Source organism: Bradyrhizobium sp. MOS003 (assembly GCF_003020125.1).
Lineage (GTDB): Bacteria > Pseudomonadota > Alphaproteobacteria > Rhizobiales > Xanthobacteraceae > Bradyrhizobium.
In genome coordinates, this window is the sequence record NZ_PYFW01000006.1 from 13387 (window position 1) to 25623 (window position 12237).

Sequence of the window (12237 nt, forward strand, 5' to 3'; positions counted from 1 at the left end):
CTCGGGAAATCAATCACTTAATGAAAAAGCCCCGGTCCGATGACCGGGGCACAATTGCCGGGACCGGCAACAATTGCCGGGCCATATCGTCGTATTCGGAGGTCGAAAACCTACGTCGCGGACGCCGCCGCCGGGCGGAAAACCAGCCCGAAACCGTCGATGCAATAGCGCAATCCGGTCGGCTTCGGACCGTCGTCGAAGACGTGGCCGAGATGGCCGCCGCAGCGGCGGCAATGCACCTCGGTGCGGAGCATGCCGAAGGTACGGTCCTCGGTCTTGCCCACATTGCCCTCGATCGGCTGGTAGAAGCTCGGCCAGCCGGTGCCGCTCTCGAATTTGGTCTCGGAGGCGAACAGCGGCAGGTCGCAGCCGGCGCAGGCGAAGGTGCCCTTGCGGTGCTCTTTCAGCAGCGGGCTGGAGCCCGGCCGCTCGGTGCCGTGGTTGCGCAGGATCTCATATTGCTGCGGCGTCAGCTGGGCGCGCCATTCGGCCTCGGTCTTCGTGATCTCGAACTTTTCCGCGCCTTTCTCGCCGGCCTCGGCAGGCGTCCCTCTCAGCCAGCGGAAAGCTCCAAGGCCGAACAGGCCGGCGGCAGTCGTCAACAGGAAGCGGCGGTCAAACATCTCATTCTCCTTGCGGGACGAGTCCACGCCCTGAGATACGGGGTCTAACGGCAAACGTTACACGTCCAGGCGGAATTTCTCTCAACTTATTGGGAGGCAGCGCCATCATGCGACGCCGGTTCCGCGACCTGGTGTGCCTCTTGGGACGCGGGTTTCGGCGGTGGGGCGGGCCGCGGCCTGACGCCAGGCGGGGGACGGCGCGGACCCGTGCCGGCGGCCCGATTGGCTTCGGCGAGGCGCGCCTCGCGCTGGCGGTCCTTGGCCCTGGCGCGTTCCCGGTAGCGGGCGAGCGAGCCTGCGGCGGCGGAACTCGCCCTGCCCCAGATCCCGACAATTTGGCCTGCGACCCGCCCGGTGGTGCCCCCTGCCCAGACCAATTCGAACGGCGAGAACAGCTTCCAGCGCTCGTCACCCCACAGGATGCTGCGCGCGATCATCTGCCCGGCCATGGCCGAGGTGTTCATGCCCTGACGGCCGAACCCGCTCGCCACCCACAGGCCTTTGCGCAACTGGCCGATCTGCGGCATGCCGTGCACGGTCTGGCCGGTGACGCCGCCGAACATCTCGGTGACCTCGACGTTGCCGAGTTCGGGAAAGATCGTGCGGATCCGGCGCCTGACGCTGCCCGCAAAGCGCTGCGGACGCGCGGCCCAGGTGGTCTCCGGGCTCTCCCACATCAGCCGGTCGCCGTCGACGATGCGGAAATGGTCGACACCGTCGGAATCCATCACCGATCCCTTGAAGGCGATGATCTCGTGCACGCGCTCGCCCAGCGGCGCGGTGATGCCGGCATAGCGCCAGACCGGCAGCAGCGTCTCCGACAGCCGCCGCAACGGCGCGCCGAGATGGATGTTGCCCGCGAGCACGATATGGCTGGCGCGCAGCCGTGCCGAGGGCGTCACAATGCGCTTGCGGATGCCGGAATGATCGATGCTGACGACCGGCGTGTCCTCGAAGATGCGGGCGCCGGCACGCCGCGCCAGCGCGGCAAGGCCGTGCACGTATTTGCGGCCGTCGACCTGGAACGCCCTAGGATAATATACGCCGTGGAAATAGCGATCGGTCCTGAGCACCTCGCGGACGCGATCGACCTGCCAGCCCTCGACCTCGGTGTCGAAATCCTCGTTCAGCATCTGCAACCGGCTGATCAGGCGGTCGCCGGCATCGACGTGGGAGACCTCCAGCACGCCGTTATCAGGAGCGATCCCCGGCATGTTCGCTTCCGTAACGTTGGCGCGGACGAGCTCGGCGCCCTCCTTCGACAGCGACCACAATTCACGCGCGTCCTCGAAGCCGATGCGCTCGATGAGGTCGGCGAGCGGCAGCGCAAAGCCCGGCATCACCGTGCCGAGCTGGTTGCCGGAGGCGTTCCAGCCGATATGACGGCCTTCGAGCACCGCGACACTGGCCCCGAGTCGGGCCGCCTCCAGCGCGATGGAGAGCCCGGCAAGCCCGGCCCCGATGACGCAGATGTCCACGTCGAGATCGAACGACAGCCGGACACGGTCGCGAAGGCCGGCTTCTTCCTGGGACACGCTTGTGAAAGTCTCGCTCATGTCGTTTCTTAGAGCATGATCCGGAAAAGTGTGCAGCGGTTTTCCGAAAAGATCATGCTCGAAATAACAACCTTAAGCGCGATGACGATTCGTTCTAGTCTCATCGCGCTTAATGCCAACCGGGCGCCCGTCACCTTGTCCTCGACCGGCGCCTGCAGATTATTCTGGACGTGGAACGATTCGAGAATGCCATGCGCCGTTTGATGTTGCTGCGTCACGCGAAGACCGAGACCGACGCGCCGAGCGGCCGTGACCAGGATCGCCGCCTCGACGACCGCGGCCATAAGGATGCCGCCCGGATCGGCGATTGGATCGCCACCCATCCTCCCTTCCCCGATACCGTGCTGGTGTCGCACGCCGTGCGGGCCCGGCAGACCTGGGACACCGCCTGGGAGGCGATGAAGGACCGCGTACCGACACCGCAGGTCGAGATCCTGCCGGAACTCTACGGCGCCGATCCCGCGCAGATCCTGGACTCCATTCGCACTGCGACCGCCCCGGCCGACCCGAAGCAGTTGCTGCTGGTCGCCCATAATCCCGGCATGCACGAAGCGGCCCTGATGCTGATGGGCGGCGGCGATCCGGATGGCGCCAGGGCGCTCGCCGACAATCTACCCACCGCGGGGCTTGCGATCTTCGACTTTGACGTCAAGGATTGGGGTGACGTGGCCTACCGCCGCGGCAAACTGGTGCTGTTCACCAGCCCCAAGCTGCTAAGATGAGCCGCTACGATAAGCTGCTAACAATCGGGATGAGCCGAGCGGGTTCGGCCTCTACCGGTTGATCCAGCTCGATCCGGGGGAATGAAGATTTGGAGGCGCAGATGTTCAAGTCCATCCTCGTGCCCATCGACCTCGCCGACACCGACCTCGCCAAGCCGGCGATCGCGACCGCGGCCACGCTGTCGCAGACCTGGAACGCAGTCGTGCGGCTGCTCAACGTGCTGCCGATGACGCCGGTGATGCTGGCCGAATACGTGCCGGCCGATTTCGACGAGCAGCAGCGTCAGACCTCGGAAGAGGCGCTTGCCATCGTCGCGCGCGAATCCGGCATCGATCCGAGCCGCATCTCCAGCGTGGTCCGCCAGGGCGGCATCTACCACGAGATCCTGGAGGAAGCCGTGCACATGAAGGCCGATCTGATCGTGATGACCTCGCACCGGCCGGCGATGCGCACCTATTTCCTCGGCTCCAATGCCGGCCATGTGGTGCGCTACGCGAAGTGCTCGGTGCTGGTGGTCAGGCACTAGGCTCCGACCTATCCCCGTCATTGCGAGTGTGACGATGCAGTTGTGCGTCGGAAACTCCGCTCTCGTGCCCCGGACGCAGCGCAGCGCTACTTCAGCGGCGCGCTGCAGAGCCGGGGCCCATGCTTAGGCGGATCGCGTGGCCTCCTGGGTCCCGGCTCTGCCGCAGCAACGCGAAGGGCGTTGCAGCGCGGACACGAGAGCTACCAGACCTTGCGTTCCCCGACGGGCAAAACACCAAGCCGCAGGTCAACTCGCTCGGTCAAAAATATTCCACTTTACCGAAATTCGGAAACGGCGTATGTGTCGCCTCAACCCGGCCCAAGGAAGAGGGCGTATCGCGATCGTCACGAACGCGGGCCGGGCGGCGGTGGACGCAGATCGCATCGGCGCGAAGAGTTTTTGCAGGGCGGGCAACCGTGAGCAAGGCCGTCGCGCACACGACCGGTGTGATCGGCGTACGGCAAAATCGTGTGGTCCTGGCGCCCGGGGTCTGTGCGCCAAGTCTTGTGGTGATGTATGTCGTCCAACCGGACGCATGCGTCAGCCATCCGCAAGGCGACGGGGGCAATAGCGCAACGCTCCCCGGGGAGATCACGACATAAGCCGTAAAGCCACTGCGCAGGGAAGGCCGGGCTGTCCTGGCTACACCTGTATGCCGCTGTGCAACTTTTTGTAACGCAGAAATCGCACAGTGGACCGCGGGTGCCAGCCGGCGCCCGGTCTTCCCTGCGCCCTCTTCAATGGAGGGCGAAGAGATCAAGCAAAGCTCGGGCGAAATGCGCCGCGGGGATGCAAATCTGTGTCTGCGGAGCGAGATGCGGATTGAAGGAGCGAGCCCATCACCACGTCATTGCGAGCGCAGCGAACCAATCCAGAGTCTTTCCGCGGAGGGATTCTGGATTGGTTCGCTGCGCTCGCAATGACGGTGTTGATGCAGCTGTTCGCAAAAATTCAGGTCTCGTGCCCCGGACGCAGCGCAGCGCTTCTTCAGCGGTGCGCTGCAGAGCCGGGGCCCATGTTGCAGCACGTGCCGTGGCTTGCTGGGTCCCGGCTCTGCGCAGCAACGCAAGAGCGTTGCAGCGCGTCCGGGACACGGCCGAATGAATTTACAGATACCGCGTCAGCTCGGCCTTGACCTGCCCGTAGACGGCGTCCTCGATCTGGCTGCGCGTGATCCCGATGTCGCGCAGGGCGCGGTCGTCGAGGTCGCTCAATGTCTTGACGGCCGAACGGCGCTCGAGGCTGTTGAAGAGCGCATAGGCGCCCTGGGCGAGCGTGCTGAAAAATCCGCCCGTCGAGGATGGGCGTAAATTCCGCCCGGCAGTTTGCGAGATCGTGGTCATGTTTCTTCTCCGGCTTTTGGTCCCGCGCGGCGACGCGAATGCCGTTGGCGCAGACGCGTGAGCGCTTGCACCTCATTTGCCGTCGGATTGCTCTCGCTCTCCTCGGCTCAATCGTGGACCTTGATGGAACTTAAATGCTCCAGTACACTACTCGGAGCAAGTGAAACATTGCTCTCGGTGCAATAATGTCCAAGTTCGAGTACGTGAAGCTTGCCGATGCCATTGCCTCGGATATCTCTAAGGGCACGTTAAGACCCGGCGACCGGCTGCCGCCGCAGCGCAATTTTGCCTACGACCGTGGCATCGCGGTCTCGACCGCGAGCCGGGTTTATACGGAGTTGCTCCGCCGCGGGCTCGTCGTCGGCGAGGTCGGCCGCGGTACCTTCATCTCGGGCGACATCAGGCGCGAGGTCGAAGCGTTGAGCGAGCCGCGCGATGCGCGGATCGATTTCGAGGTCAATTATCCGCTATTGCCGCAGCAATGGGCGATGATCGCCAAGAGCCTCGCGGGGCTGGAGCGCGTCGACGCGCTGGAATCCGCGCTGCGCGTCTCGACCAGCACCGGCACCAAGAGCGCGCGCAATGCGGCTGCCGCCTATCTCGCGCGCAAGGATTTCGCGCCGCAAGCCGAGCAGATCGTCTTCACCGCCAACGGCAAGCAATCGCTCGCCGCCGCGCTCGCGGCACTCGTCCCCACCGGCGGCCGTTGCGGCGTCGAGGCGCTGACCTATCCTTACGTCAAGAGCATCGCGGCGCGGCTCGGCATCACGCTGGTCCCGATTCCCATGGACGAGTTCGGCGCGCGTCCCGATGCGATCCAGAAAGCGCATCGCGAGGCGCATCTGTCGGCGCTGTATCTGCAGCCCATCATCCAGAACCCGCTCGGCGTCACCATGAACGCGACGCGGCGCGCCGACATCATGCGGGTCGCCGAGAAGCTCGATCTCACCATCATCGAGGACGCCGTCTACGGCTTCCTCGCCGACGACACGCCGCTGGCTGCACTCGGGCCGGACCGCTGCATCGTGATCGACAGCCTGTCCAAGAAGGTCGCGCCGGGCCTTGCGCTCGGCATCCTCGTGGCGCCGCCTCGCTTGCGCGAGAGCGTGATGAGCGCGGTCCGCACCGGCGGCTGGATCGCCTCGGGCCATGCGCTCGCCTCCGGACAACGGCTGATGGCCGACGGCACCGTCGCCGAGCTGACGCGGCTGAAACGCATCGACGCGGCGCGCAGGCAGCAGACCGCGGCAAGGCTGCTCGCCGGCTACCAGATCGCCGCCGACACCCGCTCGTACCATCTCTGGCTGACCCTGCCGCCACACTGGCGCTCGCAGACCTTCGTCGCGGCTGCGGCCCGGCGCGGCATCGCGCTGACGCCGTCCTCCACCTTTGCGATCGCCCACGGCCATGCACCGAACGCGGTGCGCCTCGCTCTCGCGCCCCCGACCTTCGAGCAGCTCGACTCGGGCCTGCGCACGATCGTGTCGCTGCTCGGCACCAAGGAAGAGGATTTCGACTCGACCGAGTAGCGATTGGCCGTAGCGATCGGTCTAGAGCCGCGTTCCGATGGAATCGGAACGGGGCTCTCGATTCTTATCTTGACGCGTTTTCTTCACGCGAACCGCTTTCCACTTCGCTCGAAAACGCTCTATGGCAGCAACCCCTTCGGCACCTGATCGAAGCGATAGCTCTGCGGCTGGTTGCGCCGGACGAAGCCGCCGACCTGCCAGGCGAACAGCGCGGCAAAGCCGATGATGAACAGCGCGCCGGCGAACTCGCCGCTGACAAGCGCCCGGATCAACAGGCCGACCATTGCCACCGTCAGCACCGCCAGGAACGCCAGCATTGCCGCATAGGCCGTGCGGCCGAGCCCCGCCGTCAGCGTTGCGCGGCTGCCCGCCTTCGCCATCCTCGCGTGCAGCGCGAGGATGAAGGCCCGAAAGCCGTTGTCCTGCGGCGCCATCAGCGCCGCGGTTTGCCAGCTCGTCGACAGGATCGCGATGCGGCGGCCGCTGGTGTGAGTGACATCGGCGCGAAAGCGGTGCTGCTGCATCGACACCGGGCGGAACGACAGCCGGATCGCGCCGATCTCATCGTAAGGCCACAGGCCAGATCGGCCGCCGATGTGCCAGGACAGCCCCTGCTCCGTCAGCTCGAAGCGATGCGCCGAGCCGATCAGCGACGCCTTGTAGGCGTAACTCGTGACCGACGCGGTCTCAGCTTCCGAACCCTGCATCCCGACAATCGATCCCGTCCGCCATCCCGCCTGCGATCCGCTTGCGCGATCGCCCTCGCCCATCCTACAAGCGGGGCATGGTTGAGACGACCTTTTTTCCGCGCCGCCTGATTCTCGGCGCCGCAATGATATCAGGCGTGCTGCTCGCGCTTGCGGTGCACATGCTGGGCGCGCGCTACGGGCTCGACCTCGGCGGTCTCTGGCGCTCCGACACGCACGAGTTCATCCCCGCCGGCGCGGCGATCGCGTGGTGGCTGATCGCCTCGGTCGGCTTCTCCGGCGGCTATTTCACGGCGACGCTGATGCAGAGCGCAGTCTCCGGCCAGATCCCGCAACGGATGCGGCAGTTCCTGATCGCGGTCGGCGTGCTGCTGCTCGCGGGTGCGGGCCAGGTGGCTTCGGCGCCGAGCCCGGTCCCGACGGTCTCGGGCGTGCTGGCCGGGCTCGCCGCGCTGTGTCTCGGCGCCGTCATGGCATTCTGCGGCGCCCATTTCGCCCTGCGCCGCGGCTGAACCTCACGCAGACGCCAGCAGCCGCGGCCGGTTCAGCATCACTGCCACGTCGGAGGCGGGACGCGGCTTGCTGAACAGATAGCCCTGCGCCTGGGTGCAGCCCTCGCGTCTGAGCAGCTCGAGCTGCGCGTCGTTCTCGACGCCTTCCGCGGTGGTGACGATGCCGAGGCTGCGGCCGAGCCCGGTCACGGCGCGGATGATCGCCATGGAATCCTCGCGCGTCGCCAGCTCCGACACGAAGGAGCGGTCGATCTTGATCTTGTCGAACGGGAAGCTGCGCAGATAGCTCAGCGACGAATAGCCGGTACCGAAATCGTCGAGCGAGATGCGCACGCCCATGGCGCGCAGCTCATGCAGCGTGGTCAGCGTCGCCTCGCTGTTCTGGAGCAGCACGGATTCGGTGATCTCGAGCTCGAGACGGTGCGCATCCAGTCCTGAGGCGGCGAGCGCTGCGATCACGGAGGCGATCAGGTTCGGATTCTTGAACTGCACCGGCGACAAATTGACGGCGAGGTCGACATCGTCCGGCCAGGTGACGGCATCCGTGCAGGCCGAGCGCAGCACGAATTCGCCGAGCTGGAGGATCAGTCCGGTTTCCTCGGCCAGCGGAATGAAGTCGATGGGTGCGATCAGGCCGCGCTGCGGATGATTCCAGCGCAGTAGCGCCTCGAAGGCGACGACGCGGCCGCTGGCGACGTCGCGGATCGGCTGGTAATAGGCCTCGAACTCGTCGCGCTGCAGCGCCGCGCGCAGGTCCATTTCCAGGAGGCGCCGCGCCTGCGCGCGCGCATCCATGCCGGTCTCGAAGAACCGATAGGTGCCGCGGCCGTCCGCCTTGGCGCGGTAGAGTGCGAGGTCGGCATTCTTCAGCAGTTCGCTCGGATCGCTGCCGTCCTGCGGCGACAGCGAGATGCCGATCGAGACGCCGATCACGATCTGATGGTCGTCGATCTCGTAGGGCGCCGAGATCACCTCGACGAGCCGGCCGGCAAGCGATCTCGCGGCGGTCTCTTCGGAACGACCGATCTGGACCACGGCAAACTCGTCGCCGCCCAGTCGGGCCACGGTGTCGCTCTCGCCGACGGTGGCCGACAGCCTGTGGCCGACCTCGTTCAGCAGCGCATCGCCAATGGGATGGCCGAGCGAATCGTTGATGTCCTTGAAGTGATCGAGATCGAGACAAAGCACCGCGAGCTGATCGCCCGACCTGGTCCGGCGCAGTCCCTGCTCGAGCTGCTCGTGGAACAGCACGCGGTTCGGCAGGCCGGTCAGTGCGTCATGGCGCGCCATGTGCGAGATCTTGGCCTGCGCCTCCAGCCATTCGGTGATGTCCTCGAAAGTCGCGACCCAGCCGCCGCCCTGCATCGGCTGGTTGACCACCCGGATGGAACGGCCGAACCGGTTGACGACCTCCGTCGTGGTGCGGCCCTCGCGCGCGTCGGCGACGAGGCGGGCGAAGAATTCATCGGCGTCGCCCTGCCACTCGCCCTTGGCCTGCTCCTCCCTGAGCACGTCGACCAGCAGGCGGCCGGTCAGCGCGATGTCGGTGCGACGAAGCATCGCCGCATAGCGCTCGTTGAACAGCATGATCTTGCCGTCCGCATCGAACATGCAAAGACCCTGCGACATGTTCTCGAGCGCCGTATCCAGCACCATCTGCTGGGCGCCCAGTTCCCCCTTGGCGCGGCGGTCGAGCAGCGCAGCCACGAGCGCGATCGCGATGATCGCAACCGCGGCGCTGGCGGTGAGGAAGGACAGCGAAGCGGGCGGAATCGAGAGGCCACCGATCGCGAGCGTCGGATCCGGCGTCAGCACCACCGCGCCCATGGCGGTGAAATGGTGCGCGACGATGGCAACCGTCAGCAGGACCGTCGCCGTCAGGGCATGGACGAGGTCGTCGCGCCGCGCGGCCACCAGCAATGCAAGGGCCGCAAAGACGATACCTGATAGCACCGAGACGGCGACCGTGCTTCCGATCCAGTCCACGCGCGCCGGTATCTCCAGCGCCGCCATGCCAGTGTAATGCATCGCCGCGACACCACTGCCGACGATGGCGCCGCCGAGGACGATCCAGGCCGCCCGCGAGGACGACACGGCGATGCTCAGCCCTACGAAGGTCACGGAGATCGCAAAGATCAACGACAGGATCGTCACTGGAATGTTGTAGGCACCGGCGCCGCCCGGTCCGTAGGCGAGCATCGCGATGAAATGCGTCGCCCAGATGCCGCAGCCGCTGACGGCCGCGTCGAGGCCGAGCCAGGTCAGGCGTCCGACGCCCTTTGTTGCCCGCGCCCGGTGGAACAGGCTGATCGCCGCCGCGCTGGCGAGCAGACACACCGCGCCGCCAAGCGCGACCAGCCGCCAATTGTGCTCGTCGGTGAAACAGTAGAGAATTTGATGCATTGCGGGCCTCTGATGGACCCGCACATGACCTGACAAAAATGGCCAGGTGGTAACTGGCTACGCGCCAGCTGCAGCAATGGTGAACGGAAGCTTTGTCCATTCAATCGGATTGTTCATCCCGCTCGGGAACACCGAGACCGATCATGATGGACGGCTCCCGTGGTCAGGGAAACGCCGCGCGGATGACCGCGCGGCGCTTCGATCACGACACCTTCATCAGCTCGCCGCGCGCAGATTCACCTTGCTCTCGGCAAGCGCGGTCAGCTTCTGGTCGGTTGCCTTCTCCTCCTCCAGCGTCTTGGCGAGCACGCTGGCGCAGTCGTTGCGGCCGAGTTGCTTGGCCCAGGCGATCAGGCTGCCATAACGCACGATCTCGTAATGTTCGGCGGCCTGCGCCGCGTTGATCAGGGCGGCGTCGAGCACCGCCTTGTCGGCGACTTCGCCGGCGGTCTCCTCGGCTTCCTCGATGATGCCATCGATCGCCGGACAGTCGACCGCCTTCGCGGCGACGCCGTGCATCTTGAAGACCTGCTCGAGCCGCGCGACGTGCTGTTTCGTCTCCTCAAGGTGCGTCAAAAAGCCCTGTTTCAGCTGCGGATCGGTGGCCTTGCTGGCCATCTTCGGCAGCGCCTTGGTCAGCTGCTGCTCGGCGTAATAGATGTCCTGGAGCTGGTGCACGAACAGGTCATTCATGGTCTTGATGTCTTTTGTGAACAGTCCCATCGTTCCATCCTCTTCCGATTTCTGGAACACGAAGGCAGCGGCTTGCTCGAAAAGCCGCTTGTTCCGCCGTGTCCGGTTGCTGATGGGGGCCCAACGAGCGCGCGGCATCGGCGTTCCAAAAAGACCCGTATGACTTGCGCTGGAACAATGCGGATGGCGGCGGGGTCGAAGATCGTATCGACATACGTCAAGCGCGAGCCGGACCAGGCTCACGACTCATATGCTCAACGCGCCAGCGATGTGAACCACGTATGACAAAGGGACCGGTCCGGCGCAGAACCTATTGTTGTCAAGGGCTGCACAAGCCGCTGTTTATGCCTTAAATGATCTGGATCATGCCTAGCGATCGATGCCTGCCTTTGGCCATGATCGCACCCGACCGGCCAATGCCTGGCCCGGACGGTCTTTGCCCCCCGCCGGGAGGATGAATGCACGGACTGCTGCCAGCGCTGAAGCGCGGGTTCAAGAGATGGATCGGCTGGCGACGGCTTGGAGTCGCCGCGAGCATCTTCATCATCGCCTTCGCGATCACCTCGCTGGTGCGAACCCTCAAGGGCATCGATACCGGGGTGATCCTGACCGCGTTGACCGAGATTCCCCGCGGGAGCATCGGGCTGGCGGCGATCTGCGTGTTCTTCGCGTTCTGTACGCTCACCTTCTACGACTTTTTTGCACTGCGAACGATCGGCAAGAAGCACGTGCCGTACCGCATTGCGGCGCTCTCCAGCTTCACGTCCTATTCGATCGGCCACAACATCGGCGCCACGGTCTTCACCGGGGGCGCGATCCGCTTCCGGATCTATTCGGACTATGGGCTGAATGCGATCGACGTCGCCAAGATCTGCTTCCTGTCGGGCCTGACCTTCTGGCTCGGTAACATCTTCGTGCTGTCGATCGGCATGGCCATCCATCCGGATGCGGCGTCCTCGATGGATCAGCTCCCCTCCTCGATCAACCGGCTGATCGCGCTTGGCGGGCTCGCCTCGATCGGCGCCTATCTGGTCTGGCTCACGATGGGCGAGAAGCGGCGCGAGCTCGGCCAGAAGGGCTGGAAGGTGGTGCTGCCGTCGGCGCCGCTGACGTTGGTGCAGATCCTGATCGGAGTGGTCGATCTCGGCTTCTGTGCCACGGCGATGTACCTGCTGATGCCGGCCAACCCGCCGATCGACTTCATGTCACTGGCCGTGGTGTTCATCCTGGCGACGCTTCTCGGCTTCGCCAGCCACGCCCCCGGCTCGATCGGCGTGTTCGATGCCGCTATGCTGCTGGCGCTACCCGAATTCGGCCGCGAGCAGCTTCTGGCGACGCTGCTGGTGTTCCGCATCCTCTATTTCATGATCCCGTTCGGCCTCGCCATTTCCATCATGGGCGCGCGCGAGCTCTGGATGAACGTGGTCGAGCCCTGGCAGGAGCGGCGGCGGCTGGCGGAGGCCTGCGCGCAGGCCAATCTGCCAAAGCAGGTGGCGACAATGGAACGCGAGCGGGCGCTCCGGCAGGCCAACAAGCGGTAGGTCACGATCTGAATCCGGAGGGGTTGCGGGCGGCAGAGCAATGCTCTCTTATTTCCGCCTCAACTTTGCCGTTGAAGACGC

Annotated in this window: 11 protein-coding genes; 5 read left to right on the top strand and 6 right to left on the bottom strand. The window is 65.3% G+C overall.

Features of this window, described 5'->3' with window-relative positions; all coding sequences use genetic code 11:
* Positions 1-110 precede the first annotated feature (110 nt).
* Both msrB and C7G42_RS24305 read right to left on the bottom strand, forming a co-directional pair.
* Positions 111-623, bottom strand: coding sequence for a peptide-methionine (R)-S-oxide reductase MsrB (msrB, locus tag C7G42_RS24300; RefSeq protein ID WP_106951729.1), 513 nt, complete (start codon positions 621-623; stop codon positions 111-113).
* Positions 624-709: 86 nt separating this feature from the next.
* Positions 710-2179 carry an NAD(P)/FAD-dependent oxidoreductase gene (locus tag C7G42_RS24305; protein WP_106951487.1) on the bottom strand — a complete coding sequence of 490 codons (1470 nt, stop codon included), beginning with the start codon at positions 2177-2179 and terminating at the stop codon, positions 710-712.
* 191 nt (positions 2180-2370) lie between these two features.
* On the opposite strand from C7G42_RS24305, the gene C7G42_RS24310 reads away from it, so the two are divergent.
* Positions 2371-2901: a SixA phosphatase family protein gene (locus C7G42_RS24310; RefSeq protein ID WP_166475595.1), complete on the top strand. Its 531-nt coding sequence runs from the start codon at positions 2371-2373 to the stop codon at positions 2899-2901.
* Between the two features lie 101 nt (positions 2902-3002).
* The gene (locus C7G42_RS24315) at positions 3003-3428 is read left to right on the top strand and encodes a universal stress protein (RefSeq protein ID WP_106951730.1); all 426 of its coding nucleotides are present in this window, start codon (positions 3003-3005) and stop codon (positions 3426-3428) included.
* A 1106-nt stretch (positions 3429-4534) separates the two neighbouring features.
* On the opposite strand, the gene C7G42_RS24340 is transcribed toward C7G42_RS24315, so the two are convergent.
* Entirely contained in the window at positions 4535-4771 is a 237-nt protein-coding gene (locus C7G42_RS24340; RefSeq protein ID WP_106951490.1) for a DUF1127 domain-containing protein, read from the bottom strand.
* A 185-nt stretch (positions 4772-4956) separates the two neighbouring features.
* On the opposite strand from C7G42_RS24340, the gene C7G42_RS24345 reads away from it, so the two are divergent.
* Positions 4957-6300: an aminotransferase-like domain-containing protein gene (locus tag C7G42_RS24345; protein ID WP_106951491.1), complete on the top strand. Its 1344-nt coding sequence runs from the start codon at positions 4957-4959 to the stop codon at positions 6298-6300.
* Between the two features lie 119 nt (positions 6301-6419).
* Here C7G42_RS24345 and C7G42_RS24350 read toward each other — a convergent pair whose 3' ends face one another.
* The gene (locus C7G42_RS24350) at positions 6420-7007 is read right to left on the bottom strand and encodes a hypothetical protein (protein WP_106951731.1); all 588 of its coding nucleotides are present in this window, start codon (positions 7005-7007) and stop codon (positions 6420-6422) included.
* A gap of 77 nt (positions 7008-7084) precedes the next feature.
* Between C7G42_RS24350 and C7G42_RS24355 the strand changes: the two genes are divergently transcribed.
* Positions 7085-7519, top strand: a complete 435-nt coding sequence (locus C7G42_RS24355) for a hypothetical protein (RefSeq protein WP_106951492.1) — start codon at positions 7085-7087, stop codon at positions 7517-7519.
* A gap of 3 nt (positions 7520-7522) precedes the next feature.
* Here the strand turns inward: C7G42_RS24355 and C7G42_RS24360 are convergent, their stop codons facing one another.
* Both C7G42_RS24360 and C7G42_RS24365 read right to left on the bottom strand, forming a co-directional pair.
* Positions 7523-9922 carry a bifunctional diguanylate cyclase/phosphodiesterase gene (locus C7G42_RS24360; protein ID WP_106951493.1) on the bottom strand — a complete coding sequence of 800 codons (2400 nt, stop codon included), beginning with the start codon at positions 9920-9922 and terminating at the stop codon, positions 7523-7525.
* 216 nt (positions 9923-10138) lie between these two features.
* The gene (locus C7G42_RS24365; protein WP_106951732.1) at positions 10139-10645 is read right to left on the bottom strand and encodes a YciE/YciF ferroxidase family protein; all 507 of its coding nucleotides are present in this window, start codon (positions 10643-10645) and stop codon (positions 10139-10141) included.
* A 428-nt stretch (positions 10646-11073) separates the two neighbouring features.
* Here C7G42_RS24365 and C7G42_RS24370 point away from each other — a divergent pair, with 428 nt between their 5' ends.
* Positions 11074-12156 carry a lysylphosphatidylglycerol synthase transmembrane domain-containing protein gene (locus C7G42_RS24370; RefSeq protein WP_106951494.1) on the top strand — a complete coding sequence of 361 codons (1083 nt, stop codon included), beginning with the start codon at positions 11074-11076 and terminating at the stop codon, positions 12154-12156.
* Positions 12157-12237: the final 81 nt, after the last annotated feature.